At 44.0% G+C, this 22,802-nt stretch carries 17 protein-coding genes; 11 read left to right on the top strand and 6 right to left on the bottom strand.

All coding sequences use genetic code 11. The features are described 5' to 3' along the window. Positions 1-70: 70 nt before the first annotated feature. The 3 genes from ACP7AA_RS10100 (at position 71) to ACP7AA_RS10090 (ending at position 2,524) form a co-directional block, all read left to right on the top strand. On the top strand, positions 71-1,306 hold the full coding sequence (locus tag ACP7AA_RS10100; protein WP_201565679.1) for a lipoprotein-releasing ABC transporter permease subunit: 1,236 nt from the start codon (positions 71-73) through the stop codon (positions 1,304-1,306). Between the two features lie 44 nt (positions 1,307-1,350). Beyond that, positions 1,351-2,031, top strand: coding sequence for a lipoprotein-releasing ABC transporter ATP-binding protein LolD (gene lolD / locus ACP7AA_RS10095; RefSeq protein ID WP_201565678.1), 681 nt, complete (start codon positions 1,351-1,353; stop codon positions 2,029-2,031). 175 nt (positions 2,032-2,206) lie between these two features. Then, entirely contained in the window at positions 2,207-2,524 is a 318-nt protein-coding gene (locus tag ACP7AA_RS10090; RefSeq protein ID WP_426223487.1) for a hypothetical protein, read from the top strand. A 95-nt stretch (positions 2,525-2,619) separates the two neighbouring features. Here the strand turns inward: ACP7AA_RS10090 and ACP7AA_RS10085 are convergent, their stop codons facing one another. Next, on the bottom strand, positions 2,620-3,195 hold the full coding sequence (locus ACP7AA_RS10085; RefSeq protein ID WP_281490095.1) for a DUF2062 domain-containing protein: 576 nt from the start codon (positions 3,193-3,195) through the stop codon (positions 2,620-2,622). 274 nt (positions 3,196-3,469) lie between these two features. Between ACP7AA_RS10085 and ACP7AA_RS10080 the strand changes: the two genes are divergently transcribed. The 4 genes from ACP7AA_RS10080 to ACP7AA_RS10065 all read left to right on the top strand — a co-directional run bounded on the left by ACP7AA_RS10080 (position 3,470) and on the right by ACP7AA_RS10065 (position 9,795). Continuing rightward, on the top strand, positions 3,470-6,574 hold the full coding sequence (locus tag ACP7AA_RS10080; RefSeq protein ID WP_426223486.1) for a ComEC/Rec2 family competence protein: 3,105 nt from the start codon (positions 3,470-3,472) through the stop codon (positions 6,572-6,574). A 288-nt stretch (positions 6,575-6,862) separates the two neighbouring features. Next, the gene (gene sppA / locus ACP7AA_RS10075; protein WP_426223485.1) at positions 6,863-7,918 is read left to right on the top strand and encodes a signal peptide peptidase SppA; all 1,056 of its coding nucleotides are present in this window, start codon (positions 6,863-6,865) and stop codon (positions 7,916-7,918) included. 126 nt (positions 7,919-8,044) lie between these two features. Continuing rightward, positions 8,045-8,932: an alpha/beta fold hydrolase gene (locus ACP7AA_RS10070; RefSeq protein WP_426223484.1), complete on the top strand. Its 888-nt coding sequence runs from the start codon at positions 8,045-8,047 to the stop codon at positions 8,930-8,932. 74 nt (positions 8,933-9,006) lie between these two features. Continuing rightward, positions 9,007-9,795 (top strand): CPBP family intramembrane glutamic endopeptidase, encoded by a 789-nt coding sequence (locus ACP7AA_RS10065; protein WP_426223483.1) that lies wholly within the window; start codon positions 9,007-9,009, stop codon positions 9,793-9,795. 120 nt (positions 9,796-9,915) lie between these two features. On the opposite strand, the gene dusA is transcribed toward ACP7AA_RS10065, so the two are convergent. The 3 genes from dusA to ACP7AA_RS10050 form a co-directional block, all read right to left on the bottom strand. Continuing rightward, the gene (dusA, locus tag ACP7AA_RS10060) at positions 9,916-10,887 is read right to left on the bottom strand and encodes a tRNA dihydrouridine(20/20a) synthase DusA (protein ID WP_426223482.1); all 972 of its coding nucleotides are present in this window, start codon (positions 10,885-10,887) and stop codon (positions 9,916-9,918) included. Positions 10,888-11,086: 199 nt separating this feature from the next. Next, on the bottom strand, positions 11,087-12,388 hold the full coding sequence (locus ACP7AA_RS10055) for an MFS transporter (protein WP_426223481.1): 1,302 nt from the start codon (positions 12,386-12,388) through the stop codon (positions 11,087-11,089). A gap of 273 nt (positions 12,389-12,661) precedes the next feature. Then, positions 12,662-14,461: a phospholipase D family protein gene (locus ACP7AA_RS10050; protein WP_426223480.1), complete on the bottom strand. Its 1,800-nt coding sequence runs from the start codon at positions 14,459-14,461 to the stop codon at positions 12,662-12,664. A gap of 511 nt (positions 14,462-14,972) precedes the next feature. On the opposite strand from ACP7AA_RS10050, the gene ACP7AA_RS10045 reads away from it, so the two are divergent. The 4 genes from ACP7AA_RS10045 to ACP7AA_RS10030 all read left to right on the top strand — a co-directional run bounded on the left by ACP7AA_RS10045 (position 14,973) and on the right by ACP7AA_RS10030 (position 18,954). Further along, entirely contained in the window at positions 14,973-16,262 is a 1,290-nt protein-coding gene (locus ACP7AA_RS10045) for an O-succinylhomoserine sulfhydrylase (protein ID WP_426223479.1), read from the top strand. A 92-nt stretch (positions 16,263-16,354) separates the two neighbouring features. Continuing rightward, positions 16,355-16,684, top strand: a complete 330-nt coding sequence (locus ACP7AA_RS10040) for a YbaB/EbfC family nucleoid-associated protein (RefSeq protein ID WP_025651278.1) — start codon at positions 16,355-16,357, stop codon at positions 16,682-16,684. Between the two features lie 196 nt (positions 16,685-16,880). Next, positions 16,881-17,474, top strand: a complete 594-nt coding sequence (gene recR / locus ACP7AA_RS10035) for a recombination mediator RecR (protein WP_296175599.1) — start codon at positions 16,881-16,883, stop codon at positions 17,472-17,474. A gap of 148 nt (positions 17,475-17,622) precedes the next feature. Beyond that, a complete protein-coding gene (locus ACP7AA_RS10030) occupies positions 17,623-18,954 on the top strand; it encodes a ribonuclease D (protein ID WP_426223478.1) in 1,332 nt (443 codons plus the stop codon). Positions 18,955-19,005: 51 nt separating this feature from the next. On the opposite strand, the gene ACP7AA_RS10025 is transcribed toward ACP7AA_RS10030, so the two are convergent. Both ACP7AA_RS10025 and gcvP read right to left on the bottom strand, forming a co-directional pair. Then, a complete protein-coding gene (locus ACP7AA_RS10025; protein ID WP_426223477.1) occupies positions 19,006-19,698 on the bottom strand; it encodes an esterase/lipase family protein in 693 nt (230 codons plus the stop codon). A gap of 179 nt (positions 19,699-19,877) precedes the next feature. Then, complete coding sequence (gene gcvP / locus ACP7AA_RS10020) at positions 19,878-22,775, bottom strand: aminomethyl-transferring glycine dehydrogenase (RefSeq protein WP_426223476.1); 2,898 nt, start codon at positions 22,773-22,775, stop codon at positions 19,878-19,880. Positions 22,776-22,802 lie beyond the last annotated feature (27 nt).

Here is a 22,802-nt window from a genome sequence, read left to right as displayed (position 1 = left end):
CGAGGCGGTTGTTGCATCTGGTTTTATAACATAAATAAAGTCGCACGTGGATAAGATAAAGAGTTTGAATATGTTTCGTCCTTTAGCGTTATTTATCGGCTTACGGTACACCCGAGCAGAGCGTAGTAATGGTTTTATCTCCTTTATATCGCTGATTTCAATGATTGGTCTGACGCTTGGCGTGGCGGTATTGATTACCGTGCTATCGGTCATGAATGGTTTTGATCGGGAGCTAAAGACTCGTATTTTGGGTATGGTGCCACAAGCGACGGTGATCTCAACCGAGATTATCGGTGATTGGAAACAGGTGGCAGATAAGATCAAAGAAGATCCAGAAGTCGCTGCCGTTGCGCCTTTTATCCAGCTGCAAGGTATGCTGACCTCCAACGGTCAAGTGGCTGGGATTATGGTCACCGGCGTCGATCCTGAGTACGAGAAAAACGTCTCTATCATTAACGAGCATATGGTAGAAGGCAGTATTGATACCTTACAAAACGGTGAGTTCAGTATTGTGCTTGGTGAAGAGATGGTGCAATCTTTGGGGCTGCGCTTAGGCGATAAAGTGACGTTGGTGTTGCCAGAAGCGTCGCCATCACCAGCGGGTGTGATACCGCGCTTTAAGCGTTTTACGTTGACGGGTATTTTTACCATCAGCCCTGAAGTAGATAGCCTGATGGCGTTTATTCCGATGGGTGACGCGGCAAAATTACTGCGTCTACCAGAGGGCGCGCAGGGCATTCGTATGAAGCTTGACGATATCTTTAACGCACCGATGGCCGCCCAACGAGCTGCTGCCATTGCCCCTGAGCAGTTATATCCTAGCGATTGGACCCAAACGCACGGCAATCTGTTCGGTGCGATTCAAATGGAAAAAGCCATGGTTGGCTTGCTGTTATTCTTAATTATTTTAGTTGCGGCTTTTAATATTGTCTCAAGTTTGGTGATGCTAGTCACCGACAAAAAAGCCGATATCGCCATTCTAAAAACCTTTGGTGCTTCACCGCGTCTGATTACCCATGTCTTTATGGTACAGGGTGTGGTCATTGGTTTTATCGGTACGATTGCAGGCACGATACTCGGCGTTATCTTTGCCCTGACCGTCAGTGATATTTTGGGCTTTATTAATAATAGCTTTGGTTTGAATTTATTTGATGCTTACTTTGTGAACTATCTGCCATCGCAGCTGCGTTTGACCGATGTGGTGCTGATTACCAGTGCGTCATTTGTATTGAGCTTTTTGGCGACCATTTATCCAGCACGCCGAGCGGCTAAAATTCAGCCCGCGCAAACGCTACGTTATGAGTAATATATAGGCGTTAATGCCATGATAAATAAAATAAAGGAAGCGCTATGTCTGCGATTTTAAAAGCGACCAATATTAATAAAATTTACGATGAAGGGGCGGTGAGTACCCAAGTATTGACGGGCTTAGATTTGACCGTCAATGCTGGTGAACGCATTGCGATTGTCGGTACCAGTGGTTCAGGAAAAAGCACCTTGTTGCACTTGCTCGGCGGACTTGATACGCCAACCAGTGGTGAAGTCTGGCTACATGGGCAGCTGCTAAATACCATGAATGAGACTGAGCGCGGCGCGATGCGTAACAAGCACTTAGGGTTTATTTATCAGTTTCATCATCTATTGGCGGAATTTACTGCGGTTGAAAACGTCGCTATGCCGCTGCTGATGCGCCCAAAAATGTCGACTACTGAAGCGCGCCAACAAGCGATAGATATTTTAAACAGTGTTGGTCTTGAGCACCGTTTGGCGCACAGGCCAGGTGAGCTATCAGGCGGTGAGCGTCAACGTGTGGCGATTGCCCGCGCGCTGGTGACTAAGCCATCGCTTGTCTTGGCCGATGAGCCGACCGGTAACTTGGATTATGACAATGCTCAAAGTGTGTTTGGGCTGTTATCCGAGCTGCAAAGTACGATGCAAACGGCGCTGTTAATGGTGACGCATGACCGTAGTTTGGCAGCACTTGCTGACCGTCAGCTATTATTGCGTAATGGTCATTGGGAAGATTATTAAACCTTTAACCTTTCATTTTAAACAATGTACTAAATAATATTCTTAACCGTTTCTTCTAAAAGTTGCATGATTGCCGTTACTAAGCAGTAGCATGATAGGGTTAGAATTTTTATAAAAATAAGATAACAAATAGGCTGTATAGGGCAGCCTTATTCATTAAGTAAGGATGGATAGTATGAATAAAGACGATGACCCGATTGAAGCATTTGGCAGTATCGAAGAAGGTAATGAGCCCTTAAAGCCTTATATGGATCCAACGTTGTTCGACACCATTGATAAGCAGGCACAAATAGAGTTGCTAACGCCAGTTTTTGACTCGATTACTTTAGTGGGTGTCGATTACGACTTAAAGGCGCAAGATAGTGCGACTGGCAAGCGCTATACGCTGCTTAAAGATGAGAAGGTGATAGATGTCTTTGTGATGGATACCAATCTTACTGATAATATTCTCAATGCTATCGAAAAACATAAAGAGCAAGAAGGCGAATTATAACGCCGCCTAAAATTTGGGCAATGATTTTTATAAAATGCTGCTATTTTTATCGTATGACTGGTGCTGAATGAATCGTTATAAATGAGTAATAGCTGTTAGTGCTTAGGCGTTTCGTCAGAGGAGTTCTGCTGGCGTTTTTGCCAGCTGGTGACGGTCTTATAGCGCCAGATGGCTTTAAACGCCAAACCGCATACAATGCTGCTAACGATGGCTAAAATCGTGAGTCCTAAACAGAACGCCGTCAGAGATACCGTGCCTTTATAAGTAATAAAGGGATTAGCGCCATCTGACAATGCCCATAAGCTAAAATCAGCAATCATACTGCCGATAAGCCGCAAACTAATCATCGGTACGTCAAGGATTTTGGCACCGACATAGTAGCCAGCATAAAAGACCGGTAAGCTGGTCACTGGATTGGTAATCCAAGTCAGACCGAGCGCCATCGGGACATTGGCTCGAAAAATGAGCGCGCCGATTAATGCCAGTAACATTTGTCCTGGCAGCGGAAAAAACGCGCTAAGCACACCGATATAAACCGCTTTATTTAGACTATGGCGATTAAAATGCCACAAACGCGGGTCAGCAAGCTGCGGCGCAAACAGTTTTAATGTGCGACTGGCTAGGATTTTTTCAGGGGTAGGAAGTAGGTCTTTCAGACGTTTGTTTGGCACAGAATCGCCTTTACTCGTTATCTACAGCCCGCTCAATCATAATGATGGGCTGGTATGCAGTGATATTATTGATAAAAAATACAGGTAAGGATGTTATCAGAAAAGCAGGAAGATAATGTTGGATAATCACTATCGCAATATTTCTGCTCAGTATAGGGTAATAGCAGGATAAATGCCATCGCTTGACGGTTCGGTCTAACATTAAGGCTATCGTCAATCATCATTTATCATACAGCCTATACTTATCATACAGACTATCAAGCAAGGAGCGCTGGTGTACTGGTTAATTGGTAGCTTGATAATCATCGTTATGATAGGCGTTTTAGCCGTTGCTGATAGCATGCCGCTGCCTATTAGTCCGTTATTAGCAGACCTCAGTGCTACTGCGACATTGCCGCTATTATTAACGATACTTACTATTATTTTGTTAGTCGTCAGTCAATGTCGTATTTCATTTCCTCATTCCTTTAACGAAAAAACACCTCTTGCTCAAAACCCTTCTGTTAAAAATTCTACGAAAACCTCAGCGTATAGCTTGTCGTTACTTTCTAAGTGTGTCCGCTATTTATTATTAGCAGCGCTAGCACTGACGCTGATTAGTGGTAGTGGACTGCTCGCCTTGATAAGTCATCAACAGGCGCAAAGTAGCGCCATAAAACAACCTTTGCGTGTACAGGCGCTGGTTAGCATCGAAGGCATAAGTGATAGTGTTTATGATGTTGTAAGTGATAGTGGATATCGACAGGTTGCCACCATCAGTCAGATATCACCGTTATTGTCTGAATTGACAGCGCAGGATTTAGATAATCTTACCGCGGATTACGCTGCCAATTATAAAGAAGGGTTGAATAATAGCCTAAGCAAAGATAGCGAACATACAGCTAATTTAAACCATGATAATTCTGAAGATTTTGAAAGCTTTGAGAGAGCTGAATACCGCGTATTGTTAAACGCATATCCAAAAAAGCCCAAGCCTAAAAAACCTTCCAAAAAATATTCTACGAAACAAGCTAAAAACCCATTTAAGCAAACACAGATTATAGACTTAAATCATCTGCAGCCCGGTGATCAATTATTGATGACCTTAACGCTAGCGCCACTTGCTAACTCTGAGCAAGCGCTGAATAATCCAACCGGGTTTGATAGTTATCGGTGGTTACGGGGTCGGCATATCGATGGCGTTGCTAATATAATAGCGACCAGTACCTCGACTATTCCGTTTGATGACTCAGCAGCATCTAAAGCTGCTGAGTCTTATTTATACCGTTTGCGTAGCGTTATCGACCAAGGACGTTGGCAGCTGCGTCAACACTTTTATCAAGATTGGGCCGCACAAACTACCGCACAGCAGCAAGCAAAAGCGGTAACTTTAAGTTTGCTGACCGGTGATCGCAGCTTAATCAATCGCGATACCAAAGATTTATATCAGCTGGCAGGTATTTCACACTTACTGGCTATCTCAGGGACGCATGTTTTATTTTTAGCGATTGTGTTAGCGGGATTGGCTGTCGTACTGCTTAATCGTTTTTGTCCCTCTCTATATCGTCATATCCCGCGCTGGCAAGTGCGCTGGTGGGTTATGATTAGCGCGGCTTTTATTTATGCGTTGTTTACCGGGTTTGATGTTCCTGCTGCGCGTACCGCATGGATGTTATTAGCGATAGGTTTGATACGCTTAACACTCCTGCCGATTAGTACCATGCGTATATTATTGGCGCTGGCGGTATTGATGGCGTGGCTCGACCCATATGTATTGTGGCAGGCAGGTTATTGGCTGTCCTTTATAGCGGTGGCGTTGTTATTAAAGTACGAGGATAGCTCAGCACGGTCGATTCAAGCAGAACTTACCCAGCTAACGGCTTTTAGTCATGATGACAATACAAGCAAGCAGCTGCTTAAACGTATGTGGCTAGGCTTTAAAAGGCTGTTTAAGTTACAGTTTTGGCTATTTATCGCGCTATTACCCATTACCTTGTTATTATTCGGCAAGGCGTCATTGTTAGGACTTGTCGTCAATTTATTTGCCATTGTTTTGTTTGGCTGGGTGATTGTACCGCTGAATCTATTGGCAGGGCTCTGCTATCTTATCGTGCCCACGCTGGCAGATGCTATTTGGGCGCTGGTAATTGCCATTGTCGCTTATTTACACGAGCTGATTATGTGGCTGACGGCATTACCGATATTCTCAGGGGCATGGCTCTATACGCCAGTCAATATGGCTATTTTGCTGATGGTATTATTGGCAATGTTACCGTGGTTATTGCCGCGCGGGCTTATCAGTCGTTGGCTCGTGCTACCGCCGTTAACACTGCTAGTGATGACCGTATATGCCAATCAGCAGTCACTAACCACAATACCCACTCTTTATATTTTACCGACTGGCGACCAATATGTGAGTGCGGTTTTGCTGCAATACCCTGTGATAAATAATGAAAATGTGCATAAGGATAATAAGAAACGCGCAGCCGCTAGAAGGGTAAATAAGAAAAATGTCAGCTGGTTGTTTTTGGCCGACCATAGATCTGATAGTGTCCGTACGATGCCAAGCACGCTAACGGCTGATAAGTTTTCCGCGACCCTAGAGCAGCAATTACGTAGCTTATCCATTAAGCGCTTAGAGGGTATCGTGGTACAAAGTAGTAGCGCTACATTGACTGCTACACTGTCAACATCATCGACTAGCAAAAGTAAAACATTGAAGTCCAATAACTCTGAATTACTACCCATGACAGTAGCGCAACTAAGTCAACGTTTCCCGACGGCTCAATACTGGCAAGCAGGACGTAGTGAGCGCTGGCCTGAGCGTCAGCGCGCTTATCAAGTAGCCAGTCAATCTGGTCAAGATAAAACTTATGCAACCATCAGCGCCCAAGGTTGTGAGCAAGGTAAAATCTGGCAACTCATGAATGGTGATTTAACTTTACGAGCAATAACAGGCTGGAGCAAAATAAACGATGTTAGTGTGTGGGATTGTACGCTTGCGATTGATAGTCGACTGCCTATTCAAGTCATCAATTATAATGCTGCTGAGCCACTCAAGTCATTACCTAGCAAAGTACAAACGCTTCAGTCCGATATAGAGGCGCCAACCCCTCAAGCTAAAAATGCTCAATCACGTCTGGTTCTGAATGCCGATACCCATCCGCGCGTTTGGCAAATGTGGTCGTTATTATGTTCGATTGAGTATAATGATAAAAATAGCAATTTAAACAACACCTTAGACAATGCCGTAAATAGCACAACATGGCTTGGACACAGTACTTCGCATATCTCTACTGAGGTAATAAGCCAGCAACAAATCCATGAGATAATCACTTACGATAATAAGCCATTAGATGCCGCCTTAGCTTTTAATGCTGATACTAAGGATTCACCTTAAGCTTTACCTTAATAGTGCTATGCTTATAAAATGCCTCGCTTCTACTTATGAAATGCCTCACTGCTATAAGGTGTCGCCCTTATAATATCAAGCTATTTCACAGTTCTGCTATTGAACCATGAGTGAAATGGCATCATACTTAGTAGCTTATTTAACTTTTATGAAAGCGCTCCAAAATGCACTTATATAAGCAAATATACTTATTGCGGTTGTATTAAGTTTTTGCTCGATTAAGTTTTAAGACCCTCTCTTTTATTGTTTTACATTGTTTCTGACTTAGGAAGTTATATGCCCAACTGGCCACCAGACCCTAACAAACGTCCTAACAACTCGGCAAATCAGCCAACGCCGCTGCAGCAGTCAAATCAGCCGAGCGGACAAGAGTGGCGACTGATTGAAAATACGTTATTAGCCAGTGTGGTTGAGCAGCGCCGCGCCCGTCGCTGGAGTATTTTCTTTAAGCTATTGACCTTTGGTTATATATTATTGATATTTTTAACCCTCGGCCGTGGTTGCAGCACTAAAACACCTACCAGTCTCGATGGCATGGATACCAGTAAGCCGCATTTGGCGGTGGTTGAAATCCAAGGAACGATTAGTAGTGGTGATGTCGCCAATGCTTACGATGTTAATGAGGCCTTAACTCGCGCTTTTGAAAACAGTAATGCCAAGGCCGTGGCGCTTGACATCAACTCGCCCGGCGGCTCACCCGTACAGTCTGATGAAATCTGGCAGACGATGATGGATTTGCGTCAAGAATATCCTGACAAAAAACTCTACGCGGTGATTGGTGATATGGGTGCTTCGGGCGCTTATTATATCGCTTCAGCTGCGGATGAGATTTATGTCAATCCATCAAGCTTAGTCGGTTCGATTGGCGTGATTATGCCAAGCTATAATATCGAAGGCTTAATGGATAAATTTGGCGTTAAAGACCGCACCATTACCGCAGGCGAGTATAAAGACATCTTAAGCTTGTCACGTCCGCTCACTGATTATGAAGAGCAGCACGTCGAAAAAGTTTTGGACAATACTCATAAGCACTTTATCAATGCGGTCAAAGAAGGTCGCGGCGATCGTCTAAAGAATCCTGAGGAAAACAAACTGTTTTCAGGGCTGTTTTGGACCGGCGAGCAGTCGATTGAGCTTGGCTTAGCTGACAAAAAAGGCAGTATCTCAACTTTAGAGAAGAAACTGAAGCTTGATAACGTCGTTAATTATACGCCAACCGACCCATTTAGCTTGTTTATGGATCGCTTTGCCGTTAAGTTAGGCGCCGGTCTTGGTTCAAGTATCAAGCTTGACGTGTTACCACAAGAAGAGGGTCAAGCGCAGATGCGCTAAGCGCTTTATATTTTAGATTTAATGTGTATGATTGTTAAGGCTGAGTATATGATTATGCTCAGCCTTAATTGTATATAAATTTCGATTATTATAATAAACAGCTATTTAAATTACTGAGAGCTTGTCATGAGTGCCATTAATCCACAGACCTTTGCTTCACTACCCAAGTCTAAGATAACCCAAAAACCTGTCATTCATTTTGCCCATGCCAATGGTATGCCAAGCGCCGTTTATGCGCCGTTTTTTGCCCCGCTTGCTGAATTTTTTACCATTGAATATATCCCTATGCTGGGTAATACGCCCGATTATCCAGTAGATAACCATTGGCAAAGCCTGACCCAGCAGATTATTGATACCGTTAAACGCACGTGTGAGCAGCATGGGGTGAGTCAGTTAGTAGGCGTTGGGCATTCGCTTGGTGCCATGTGTACTATGCAGGCGTTATACCGTGCGCCGGAGATATTTGCGCAAGCGGTGCTGATGGATCCACCGTGGATTTATGGCAAAGTAAGCCTGCTGTGGCATTTGGCAAAAAACGCCGATAGATTACCGCTGATGAATAATCGCTTGATGGATAAGCTGTCGCCAGCGGGCGTGTCCAAGCATCGCCGTGATGTCTGGGATAGCCGCGAAGACGCTTATGATAAGCTGCGTCATAAAGGCTTTTTTAAAGATTTCGATGAGCGTAGTTTTCAAGGCTATATCGAGCATGGTTTACATGAGCGTGCGGACGGCAAAGTCACACTGGCAATCCCTAAAGCCAGTGAAGTTGAGGTGTTTCGTACCAATCCGTCATGGTATTGGCTGACCCCAAACCGTGCACCTAAACCGCCAGTGACGCTCATCATTGGTGAAGACAGTATCTTTCTTAAGCGCCGCTTCCCGCAGCAAATCAAATCACGCCTGAATATCGATTATGAAACCCACACTGGCGGACATATGTTCCCGCTTGAGCACCCAGAGTCGGTGGCGCGTCAAGTGCTTGAGCTTATCAAAAAGCAATTGCCAAAATAAACGATGGTTGTGAATCCTAGAGGTTAGGATAAATGTAATGTGAGCAGCTAGCACACTTTTTTGAGTGACGATTTATGCTAAAAAAAGCGACCACCGCATCTATTAAGACCACAGTGTCTAAACCTGCGCCGCTATTTTCACGCTTGGGTGCGTTGCTGTTGGTCATAGGCATGGTGGTGACATTTTTTATCAGTCAATTAATCGGCGTCTATATCGCGGGGAAACTGGTATTGCCGGCCACTAAAAATGCAACCATGGGTGATATTTTCTTTTTTGGTAGCAATGATGGCACGGTAGTAAGTCTTTCTATCATCATCGGCTGTATATTACTGGTGGCAATCAGCGTATTGTTGATTCGTGTGAGAGGCGGGAATGTAAAGCAGTATTTGGCGCTAAAGCCCTTCTCATGGACGGTAGGCATCGGCCTGTTAGGATTGCTGCTGATATTTATGATTGGCAGTCAGGCATTAACTTATCTGCTCGATAAATCGCCACTGGTCTTTGTCGACCCTTTATATCAGTCTGTCAGCTCTGTATGGCTATTGGTATTTGCGATGGTGATTGTCGCGCCAATTTATGAGGAGCTGATATTTCGTGGGCTGTTGTGGTCGGCTATCGCTGAGCAGTTTCCAGGCGCAACCTATGCAGAGCATCGCGGCGCAGTCGTCGCAAGTCTAGTGACCAGTGTAATATTTGCAGTGATTCACTTGCAATATGGCATTTATGAAATCAGCACCATTGTGGTATTGGCATTGATATTTTGCTACGCGCGTATTAAGTCAGGCTCGCTAGTGCTGCCGATGCTGCTACATATTATTAATAATGGCGCTGCGATGGCGCAGTATTTAGCGGAAGTTAGTTAAATGTTTATATATAAATGTCAAATAGCTAATTGATGAATACTTGCACCAATTAGCCATTGTTTTATGCTTATGTGATTGGGCGCTTATAATATTTTATGCGAGAAGGGTAGTTACTTGTCTTTAAGCATCTGGATTTAAGGCTAAGACTTCGGCAGCGGCTCGTTTAATATCATCAATCGTTAATTGCGGTTTGCCGCTTAATGCCTGTCGCCATTTGCGAGCGCCCATCAAACCTTGGAACAACCCTAAATAATGCCGCGTCATCGTTGGTAGTGCTTCACCTTTAGCGACTTGTTCTTCTAAATATGGATATAGTTTTGCTAAAATATCTGAGCGCTTAGGAATCGGCTCGCCCCATAAGCTATTAGCTTCTGCCAGCAAGTACGGGTTATGATAAAACGCCCGTCCAATCATCACCCCATCGATATACTGTAAATGGGCTTTGATATCAGCAACCGTTTCGATACCGCCGTTAATTTCGATATCAAGGGCAGGGAAGTCCTGCTTAAGCCGGTAAACATCATCATAACGTAATGGCGGTATTTCGCGATTTTGCTTCGGGCTCAAGCCCTGTAGCCACGCCGTACGGGCATGGACAATAAAGCGCGTACAACCTGCAGCCGCTACTTTTTCGACAAAATCCACCATAAACTCATAACTGTCAAAATCATCGATACCAATACGATGCTTGACGGTCACCGGAATATCGACCGCCGCCTGCATATGCTTAACCAAATCAGCAACCGTATGCGGCTCTGCCATTAGACAAGCACCAATCTTATTATGTTGGACGCGATCGGACGGACAACCGACGTTGATATTGACCTCATCATAGCCATGCTGCTGGGCAAATTGGGCACATTGGGTCATCTCGCTAATATCGGCGCCGCCCAGTTGTAGCACCAGCGGATGCTCAAGCGTATCAAAGCGCAAATGCCGTGCGCGATTGCCATGTATCAGCGCACCGGTGCTAATCATCTCGGTATAAAGATAAACGTGCGGATTAAACAGCCGTGCAAAGTAGCGATAATCTGTCGTTGTCCAATCAATCATTGGCGCAACAGAGAGTCGTTTGTTGGTCATATCAACCATTAGGGTTAAGCCTCGTTATTAAGCATGAATGCTTTTAAGTGCATTTTTATATATATTAAAAAAAATAGTCGATAAAGCGCCATGCCTGATAGAGGCAGGGCGCTTTTTATTACTAAGGGTATATTGGTTAAACGATGAAAAAATCAATGGTCAAGCAAAGTAGGGCTAAATGACATGGCTACTATGACATAAATACTTCTTAAATGACTTCATTGATTTTTCTAAACTCTGGCAAATTATAAAAATAAATGCCCATGATGATGCCAATAAAGCCGATAAATACGATGTATAGGGCGGGCGAGAAACTGATGTATAAAGTGGCGTAACCAAGCGCAAAAGGCACCAATACCCCAACAAGACCGTAAGATAGATTATAACAAAGTGCCATGCCAGTGAGTCGAACATTGGTCGGAAATAGTTGCACAATAATGGCGGGTATCATGCCAACGATACCAGCGCAAAAACCTAAAAGCGCATACATAATAAGAATATAGTCGCCACTGGCTTGCAGATGGTAAAAGAAAGCAAGCATCTGCACAATCAATAATACAGAGCCAATCGCCAATACTTTACCAAAATTTTGATGATTGGATATGATGCCATAAAACACACAGCCAAAAATCATAAACACAATGCCAAGACTGTGTGAGAATCCAAACAAGTCATTATCTAGGGTAAAGCGCAATTCAATTAAATCTGGTAATAACAGGACGATAACGGTCGTGATACTAGCGACAATGAGGGTCAGAACCAAGCCGATAAAGATAGAATGCTTACAATGTTTAAAAAGCAGGGTAAAGGGTTTGACCACATAATCACGTGGTTTTGATGCTTTCATAGCGATAAAAAACGGTGACTCATCTATCCAGCGCCATGCTAACAAAGGTAAAACGCTCAAAAATGCTGCGATAAAAAATGGTATACGCCAACCATAATCAGCCAATTGCGCAGTGGTCAGCGCATTGGTCAGCCAAAGAAAAAAGGCGTTGGAAAATAACACACCAACATAGAAACTTGCGGTCACATAGCCACAAGCGACTGATAAATATTGGCGCGGCACGTGTTCTGAGACAAAAACCCAAGCAAGCGGTACAAAAACGCCAAATGCCATCCCTTGTATCAAACGTAAGGCAATAAATAAGGCGGGCGCAATCAAGCCCCATTGTGCGTGCGTTGGTAAGCAGGCCATGGCCAATAAGCTTACAGCAGTCACCAATATGCTGATTAATAAGAGCGGTTTTCGACCTTTAATATCACCAAAGCGGCCAAAGATGATGCCGCCGAATGGACGTGCCAAATACCCAATCGCAAAAAGCCCAAGCCCTTGCATACTGGCAACCGTAGAGTCAGCATTAGCAGGTAAAAAGGTAGCAGCGATGATATTTGCAAGATATAAATAAATCAAAAAATCAAAAAACGCGACCGCGCTGCTAAAGCAAATAAACAGTACGGCATTTCTATCTTTAGAGGACATCAGAGCATATTGAGAACGAGAAGGCATAATATATCACGCATCCACATAGGGAAGAGTTTGTTAAGGCAGTCACCATCTAGATAACCGGCCATAATAAAAAACGACAAATCATATAACTGGCTAATGATTTGCCGAAAAGATAGGGTCTTGCACTAAAAAATACTTCAGCATTAAATTATCGGCTTAAGATATCTCGCTCAAGTTACTATCGCTATAGACAATTTGTAAATAAGCGCTTACAAACAAAACTGATTGATTCAAGCTAAAATTAATTCAAGCTAAAGCTAAATGAGCTGACAGTTATAATAACCAATCAATCGGTAACCATGACATGATGGTCAGCCACACATGGTCACTGATATCAACGCGTGGCTCTGAATCGTAAATGACCTTTTTGCCATCTTCTACGGTATGCCACTGCAAATTGCCGTTTTCTAATAACTTGACTTCATAAGCTTGGCTTAATAGGTCATCGCTGAGCGCACCATGTAACTGCTTTGCAAGCTCATCATCATTGATAATCACGCCCATTTCGGTATTGATATTCGCGGAGCGCGGGTCGACATTATATGAGCCGATAAATACTTGATAGTCATCAACGGCAAAGGTTTTTGCATGCAAGCTGGTTGACGATTGACTGCGCGCTTTCCAAAGCTTGTTTTCGCGTTTTTCTTCAGAAGCGGTAGATTTTAGCTCGTAGATTTTTACCCCTGCACGCAGCAGGTTAGGACGCCATTGACTGTAGCCAGAATGCACGGCGGTCACATCGGTGGCATCAAAAGAGTTGGTTAAAATCTTGATGTCGATGCCCGCTTCGGCCAAAGCAACCAGCGTATTGACACCGTCTTTGGTCGGTACAAAATAAGATGAGATAATAGTCAGGCGTTTGGTCGGGCTGCCCAATAAAGTGCGCAGCTGATGCACCAAATTGGTATCGGCTGGGACAGTTTTGGTGAGTTTACCAACATCATCACTTAAAAACTGCATGTCCGTCCAGCGAAAGGGCACGCGCTTATTGATTAAATCGGTATCAATAGACGAATCTTCGATAGCAGCTTTATAGACATCTAAGCTACTTTTGCTGTTATTTTTCTCATCAACTCTTAACTTATCCAAGCCCTCTAAAAAATCCGTGGTTTCGCCTTTATCAAGGGTCGCTAGGGTTTGAATATCAAATGAGATCGGTGCCGACCAGTAGCTTGCAAAGCTATTGTCAATATCAGCAACAACTTTACCTATCAGTAAAACGTCTAAATCCGCAAACTGGCTGTTTTTATCGTTACTTAAGTATTCATCACCGATATTACGCCCACCAATAATGGTGATTTGCTTATCAAAAATCATGCTTTTATTGTGCATGCGTCGATTGATTCGCGGTAAACCGGTGACAAAGTTTAAAGTTTGAAATTTACGGTACATTAATGGATTAATAATACGTACCGCGATATTTGGGTGACTGGCAAAACGTAATAAATGCTGATCGAATTTGGCATTATTATTAAAATCATCGAGCAACAAGCGTACAATAACCCCGCGTTCGGCGGCATCCCATAAGTCTTTGAGCATCAGCTGTCCGGCTTGGTCATCGTGCCAAATATAGTATTGCGCATCGATATTGCGGGTGGCCATACTGGTCAAAATACTGCGTGAGGCAAACGCATTGGCACCGGTCACAATCGGATGGTAGCCAGATAAATCAGGGTGAATCTCACTTTGTTCACTAATCGCCGCCACCAAATCCGTATTGTCGATTTTTGGATTGGTATTTGGGCTATTTTCTTGGCTGCTATCTTGATTATTACTGCTTTGATTATTACTGCTTTGATTATTACTGCTTTGATTATTACTGCTTTGATTACTACTATTTTGATTACTACTATTTTGATTACTACTATTTTGATTATTATCGCTATCGCTTTCAATATTATCGTCTTCTGGCTCATCATTTTGCTGATATAGAGCGTCAACACGCGCTGATAAAGCTTGGCTTTCAGGCAAATGTGGCTGCTTTGGCAAAGTTTGGCAGCCACTAAGACTTAAGGTGAGTCCCAGTGTTAGACTCAGCGATAAGTTGCTTGGTTCTATACTAAACATCGACATAAATGAGATACCTTAATGAGCCTGAATGTAATGACATACTGGTGAATAATGGATTTAACTTTACTTGCTTTTTTACCGATGATAGCACTGATTATGAAGCGGATCATAATATCGCTCAAGGCAATATTCAAAGCGCGGCTAAGCTTAGCAGCTGTTGTCATCTGTGCCTATTATAAATACGTTATTTTTGTTAGATACGGCACGTTATTTGGTCATGATAACCACATCGTCCAGTCATCGTCTGCGCTTGCATCTTATCCTTATAAATGCATCGGTGTTTTTAGTATTAAGTCGTTAATAGTTAATTCTAAATATTTAATAATAATTTCTGAACACTAAGTGCTAAAACCTAATGTTAAGTGCTAAACCTATAGTATTCAAAAATAATATTTAGCAGGCCTTTGAAACCAGCTGTTTGGAATAAGTTGCCATGCTATGATAACGCGAACAAATGCTGTTTATAATCAAAATAAGCCGTATGTTTAATAATAACCAGTGCAATGGAAAATTTATGAGCCAGTCGCAAGTGCATGATGATAAAAATTTGAATAAAGTAGACCCTAACTGGCGCAGTGACGCGCTCAATCTAGAACTCGATTATGGTATGCAAACGATTGCGGTACGGGCAGGGCAGCATCGTACCGACGAAGGTGAGCACTCAGAAGCTATTTTTACCACCAGCTCTTATGTTTATGAGTCGGCAGCAGATGCAGCAGCCCATTTTAATGGTGACAAGACGGGCAACGTTTATTCACGCCATACCAATCCTAGCGTGCGTACCTTTGAGCGTCGTTTAGCCGCGCTTGAAAATGGCGAGCGTGCGGTGGCGACCGCCTCAGGTATGGGCGCGATTTTGACCATGTGTTTAGCCTACCTAAAATCAGGCGATCATTTGCTCGCTGCCAATCAATTATTTGGCTCATCGATTGGTTTATTTAATAACTATATGGCAAAGTTTGGCGTTGAAGTCAGCTATGTCGATTGCTTCGATAATGACGCGTGGGCAAAAGCTGTACAGCCAAATACCAAAGTTATTTATTGCGAAAGCCCCAGCAATCCGTTGGCGCAAATCTGCGATATCGGCTATTTAAGTCAGCTATGTAAAGCCAATGATATCTTATTGGTCGTTGATAACTGCTTTGCGACGCCAGCATTGCAACGCCCGTTAGATTTGGGCGCTGATGTGGTCATTCACTCTGCGACCAAATATCTAGACGGTCAAGGTCGGGTATTGGGCGGCGCTTTAGTCGGTAGTGATAAGCTGATGCAAGAAGCATTTACCGTGGTGCGCTCAGGCGGTATCAGCATGAGCCCATTTAACGCATGGGTCTTTACCAAGGGGCTTGAAACGCTTAAATTGCGTATGCAAGCGCATTGCCAAAATGCCAATCAAGTGGCAGAATTTTTGGTCAATCATCCCAACGTCAGTACCGTGCATTTTTCAGGTTTGAGTAATCATCCCGCTCATGAGTTGGCGACGCGTCAACATCATATGAAAGGGGGTTATGGTGCTATTATGGGCTTTGAAGTTAAGCCGTCGGCTGGCGCTGATTCAAGCAAAAGGGATTCAAAAGCCGCTGCTTGGCATGTGATTGATTCAACACAAATGGTCTCTATCACCAATAACTTAGGCGATGCTAAAACGACAATTACTCATCCGGCGACTACTACCCATTTTCGCCTAACGCCTGAGGCAAGAGCAGAGGCAGGTGTTAATGATAGTCTCATCCGTTTATCTGTAGGTTTAGAAGATGTGGAAGATATCATCAAAGATTTGGCGCGTGGTTTAGACAGTTTGTAAAGATAAAGGTATAATCGCGGTTAACATCAAGTTTACGTGATTAATGACGATTCATTATTATACGCATTAAGACAAAATACAAAGAGGCAACTATGAATATTCAAGCATTGATGCAACAAGCACAAACGATGCAAAAGAAAGTCGAAGCAAACGTTGAAAACGCTAAGAAAGAATTGGCCAATAAAGAAGTTCAAGCCGAAGCGGGCAGCGGTCTGGTAAAAGTTACTATGACAGGTCGTCACGTGGTCAAGCGTTTGACTATAGATCCAAGCTTATTGGAAGATGAGCCTGATATGATTGAAGACTTAATCGCAGCTGCGATCAATGATGCCGTCCGTCAAGCAGATGAGTTATATGAAGAAACCATGGCTGGCGCGACCTCAGGTATGGGTTTACCACCAGGTATGCAAGGCATGTTCTAAATAGCTGGATTTTAAGCGCTAAGCTTTTAAAGACGAAACTTTTAAAGACTAATTTTTTAAAAAAAAGCCGTTAAATATTAAGCTTTTAAGCGCGAAAAACTGCTGATTGAACACAAAAATGGGGTTGTTATCGACACGATACGACCCCATTTTTATAGCTACGATTTATAAATTAAGTTAAATAAAGGAAGTTACTTTGCTGACAGCCAAATTTGATCAGCTGGTCAAACAGCTGCGTATTTTGCCGGGCGTGGGGCAAAAAAGTGCCCAACGTATGGCGCTACATCTGCTTACCAAAAAACGCCCCCAAGGCATGGCGCTCGCGCAAGCGCTTGATGAGGCGATGCGCGATATCGTCGAATGCCAGCGCTGCCATAGCTTTAGTGATGAGGCTGTTTGTCCATTATGCCAAGATCCAAGGCGTGATAATGGCTTATTATGCGTGGTCGAAACCGCCGCCGATGTGATGGCTATCGAGCAAACCGCAGGCTATCGTGGGCGCTATTTTGTTTTAGGCGGTCATTTATCGCCAATAGACGGCATCAGTGCCGATGATTTAAATATCGATCAGCTGGTCTGGCGGGTTAAGCAAGAGCCTGTTGAAGAGCTGATATTGGCAACTGGTACTACCGTTGAGGGTCAAACGACGGCGCACTTTATCAGTGAGGCGGTCAGTCGTCATGTCAACAAGGTCACTCGCTTGGCACAAGGTGTACCGATGGGCGGCGAGCTTGAGTATCTAGATAGTATGACCCTTGGACAAGCCATGCAAAATCGCTCTTTCTTATAGTATGCTGTATGGCAATTTCATAAATTCTCTATAAAAGCCAAGTCTTGTCCATTTTATTTGATGGAATTGTTATAATTGTTTTCTTATCCACTTTTATTAAGACGCAGTTTAGCGTTTTATTTCCTCCTATTTATGCAGGTATCTGCCCGTGTCCAACCATGCTTCAACTGTTTCAACTGCTGCTATCCAACCAAATCTCTCAGACAATACTGCTGCTACTGATGATGAGCCCTCAAAACCATCAGTCAATAATGAGGTAGCGCCCGCAGATTTGCCGCCCGAGCCAGATATTGATGCACTGCTAGATATCGCCGATGAAGCTGCGGTCACTTGGGTACGTCAGCAAGATGGTTTAAAGGAAGTTATCGATGCCTTGGCAACTTGCGGGCGGGTAGCGTTAGATACCGAGTTTATCAAGCGCGATACCTATTATCCGCGCTTGGCACTGGTGCAGTTAAATGTGGGTGACCATATTTATTTGTTAGATGCCCCGCAACTGCAATTGGCTGAGCTGTGGCAAGCGCTGATGAAAGTGGATGTGGCGATTTGGCATGCCTGCGGCGAGGATTTGGGGATTTTTTATCTACTGTCTGGTTGTCCGCCATTGACCAATATCTTTGATACGCAAATTGCCCTGTCTTATTTAACCGGTCAATTGCAAATGGGCTATCAGCAGGCGCTTGATGATCAGCTAGATATGCATATTGATAAAGAACAAAGCCAATCCGACTGGTTACAGCGTCCGCTATCAGATGAGCAAGAGCAATATGCGATTGATGACGTACGCTTTTTGCCAGCGCTTTATTTAAGTCTTGAGTACGAGCTGAAAAAGCAAGGTCTGTTTGAATATGTATGGGCGGACTGCCAGCTCTATGCCAGTGATTTGTATGACGCGCAGCATGTTGAAGACGAGGCGATGTATCTCACGATGGCAGATTATCGTTATACCTCTGAGCAAATGGCGATACTACAAGCAGTGGCAACGTGGCGCGAAGAGCTGGCACGGGCGACCAATCAACCGCGTACCTTTGTCATAAAAAAACAAGCGGTACGTGAGATTATCACGGAAAAGCCAAACAACATGCGCGAGCTGGCACATAAAACCACGATGCACCGTAGTATGCTGCGCCTATATGGTGAAGAGTTGCTAAAGGTCATTAAGGAAGCAAAAAATCTGCATCCTGCTGAACATCCAGACTGCCTATTACCACCGTATCGCTCAAAAAACAAAGTACTGTCAAAAGCGGTACAACACGCGATAGATAAGCAAGCAGAAAAAATCGGCGTACCTGCTAATGTATTGATGCGTAAAAAATGGCTCGCACAGCTCTATGAAGTGATTGCTTTTGATAAAGATTTAAGCGAATTGCCAGAAGGGTTAAAAGGCTGGCGCAATGAGTGGGTGATGCAAGCCTTGATTCCAGTGATTAAGGAGCATAAAACCGAGTTGCAGCAGGGTATGGGTATCAATGTTCGCTAAACGATAAAGAGTAGCGTTTATAAGTGCTTAGTGTCTATAAATGCTTAGTATTTATAAATGCTTAAGATCGCTATGGTCAAACTGTCCATGTTGTAAAAAATATTTGGTTTGTGCGGCCACTGTTTTATCGACCAGCATTCCAGTGTGCGAGACTGGTAATACGATATGGTCAGTGGCTGCCTCTATTTTGGTTTCTTCTATATATACTGTGCCATCGTGTAGCAGATGTTCTGCTGATGGCATGTTATTTGTCTTACACAGTTTGCGATTATGATACTGCAAAAATAACTGCCCTAAGCCATAAGGACGACTACCGGCAATCACGCCTAAGGTAATATGCTCCGGTAAGGGTGCGACCGTGCCATCTAGCGCATCGACGTACGAGCGCCCCACCACAGCTGGCGTCAAGCGCCAAATATAATCTGCACAAACACTCCCTAAATGCGGTGTCCCAAGCGTTACGCAGCGTCCAATTTGCCATTGCGGATATGCAGTGACAAAATCACGAATAATCAAACCGCCCAAACTATGACCGACCAAATCTATCGGTTGGTCTGGATGATGATGGTTTTCTAGCCAGTCATTTAGGCGGGCGCTATTGGTTTTGATGCCGTCACGCATACTACGATAGCCATATTGATGGGTGTCAAATCCTGCTACTTGCAAGCGTTTGGCCAATGGCCGCATAATCCAAGCGGTTTGATGCAGACCATGAATCAGAATAACGCGGTTTTTTTGTTGCATGTTATTTTCCAAAAGTTATTTTACTGATGTTTTATTATATTAGACTCTAGCCACTAATTTAAACGCTAATCACATGACCTTTTAAATTACTAGCCCAGAATAGGCAAAATAAAAACCTCCAAATCAGCTACTGACTTGGAGGTTTGTTTTTATATTAACTGTTTATAGTTGTTTGAAAACTACATATAGTTTTCGATGCTTGGGCAAGAGCACATGAGGTTCTTATCACCATAAGCATCATCAACACGTGCCACACTCGGCCAGAATTTATGGGCACGAATATAAGGCAGTGGGAAGGCAGCCGTATCACGACTGTACGGATGCGACCATTCGCTGCTGGTAATCATCGCTGCGGTATGCGGTGCATTGACCAACGGGTTGTCCTCTAACGTCCAACCATCGTCGCCAGCTTTGGCTTTCATCGCTTCGGCTTTGATAGATTGTAGCGCACTGATAAAACGATCTAATTCTTCTTTCGACTCAGACTCAGTGGGCTCAATCATCAAAGTACCTGCTACTGGGAAACTCATCGTTGGTGAGTGGAAACCATAATCCATCAAGCGCTTAGCAATATCGCTTTCAGTGATGCCAGTTTCTTCCTTCAATGGGCGAATATCGATGATACATTCATGAGCGACGCGACCGTTTTTGCCGGTATAAAGAACAGGGTAGTGGTCTTTAAGCTGGCTGGCAACATAGTTGGCATTTAATAGCGCAAGCTCAGTTGCTTTTAGCAGACCATCACGGCCCATCATGGCAATATACATCCATGAGATAGGTAAGATACTTGCTGAACCATAAGGCGCTGCTGATACGGCTGAGCAATCATTTTGCGCATTATGCACAGGGCTCAACGTATGGTTGGCCATAAATGGTGCTAAGTGTGCCTTCATACCGATAGGGCCCATGCCTGGACCGCCGCCGCCATGTGGGATACAGAAGGTTTTATGCAAGTTCATATGCAGTACGTCTGCTCCAACATCAGCAGGCTGCATCATGCCGACCTGCGCATTCATGTTGGCGCCATCCATATAGACCTGACCACCATGCTTATGAATCAAATCACAAATATGACGAATGCCTTCTTCAAACACACCATGCGTTGATGGATAAGTAATCATTAAGGCACCTAGATTGGCGCTGTGTTCTTCACATTTAGCGGTCAAGTCGTCGATGTCTACGTTACCGTTGTCATCGGTTTTGACCACGACTACTTTCATACCCATCATCATGGCGGTAGCAGGGTTGGTACCGTGCGCTGACATTGGAATCAAGCAAACATCACGATCCGTTTCACCCAATGACTCATGGTAACGACGGATTGCTAATAAACCAGCATATTCGCCTGAAGCGCCAGAGTTTGGCTGCATAGACACTTCATCAAAACCTGTGATGGCTTTCAGTTGCTCTTGCAAGCTATCAATCATCGCAATGTAGCCGGTGACTTGATCGCGCGGTGCAAATGGATGTACATTGGCAAATTCAGGCCACGTAATCGGCAGCATCTCACTAGTCGCGTTCAATTTCATGGTACAGCTACCAAGTGAAATCATGCTACGGTTCATTGCCAAATCTTTGTCTTCAAGCGATTTTAAGTAGCGCAGCATTTCATGTTCGGTATGATGTGAGTTAAACACTGGATGGGTCAAGATGTCATCGGTACGCAAGTGGGCGCTATCAAGTGATACGCTAGCTGCTTCAGGTAAATCATGTGATTTACTAACAAATAGCTGAGTTAAAACGTTAAAGTCCTGCGCATCGCTGATTTCACTGAATGCGACGCCCAATTTACTGTCGCCCAAACGCCATAAGTTATAGCCAACATTGTCCGCATTTTCAAAAATCTGCGTCGCCAGCTTCTCTGAACCACAATCAATAACAACCGTGTCGAAGAACTGCTCATGTACCACGTTTAGATTGCTGTCGTTAGCTTGTTTAATAACATTTGCAAAGGCAGTAGCAAAGGCATGAATACGAGTAGCAATACGCTTCACGCCACCTGGGCCATGATAAACCGCATACATACCGGCTAGATTAGCAAGCAATACTTGTGAGGTACAGATGTTTGAGTTGGCTTTTTCGCGGCGGATATGCTGCTCGCGGGTTTGTAATGCCATACGTAATGCAGTATTGCCTTGTGAGTCTTTTGAGACACCGATGATACGACCAGGTGCTGAGCGCTTGGCTTTATCAGAGAACGCAAAATAAGCGGCATGTGGACCACCAAAGCCCATTGGAATACCAAAGCGCTGCGTACTTCCCAAAGCAACGTCCGCACCCATATCAGCCGGTGACTTTAGCAGTACTAAGCTTAGTATGTCACTAGCAACGCTGACGTAGGTTTTATTTTTCTTCACCGCCGCGATAACGTCGGTTAAGTCTTTTACATCGCCCTCAACACCGACGTATTGAAAAATAGCACCGAAATAATCACCTGATTTAGCCAGTTCGAAATCACCAACAACCACTTCCCAGCCGAAATATTTGGCACGAGTATTGATGACGTCTAAGGTTTGTGGATAGATACGGTCATCAACAAAAAACTGGTTTGATTTGCTTTTGCTTACACGCTTTGACATCGCCATCGCTTCTGCCGCAGCCGTTGCTTCGTCAAGTAATGACGCACCAGCCATCTCCAAACCAGTCAAATCAATACAAACTTGCTGGAAGTTTAGCAATGCTTCTAGGCGACCTTGGGCGATTTCTGCTTGATAAGGGGTATAAGCGGTGTACCAACCTGGATTTTCAAGCACATTACGCTGAATAACCGCTGGCATGCGCACAGGCGAGTAACCTTGACCGATATAGCTCTTATTAACCGTGATGTCGTCTGCCATGGTACGTAATTTAGCAAGCGCGGCATGCTCACTCATCGCCACAGGCAAATCTAGCTCTTTATGTAAGCGCACAGGTTCAGGCACGGTATCGTTAATGAAGCTCGCCATGTCTTTATAGCCAACTGCGCTGAGCAGGTCAGCTTGCTTGGTCTCATTTGAGCCTAGATGACGATAGACAAATTCAGCTTCGTTGAATAAACCTTTAAAGGTATCAAACGTTGGGTTTTGAGAAATAGTCATGAGAGTCCTTGGTTAAGGGAGTAATAA

This window comes from Psychrobacter sp. DWR1-2-3, assembly GCF_049896465.1.
In the GTDB taxonomy this organism is placed as follows: domain Bacteria; phylum Pseudomonadota; class Gammaproteobacteria; order Pseudomonadales; family Moraxellaceae; genus Psychrobacter; species Psychrobacter maritimus.
This window is presented reverse-complemented; position numbering and strand designations above follow the sequence as displayed.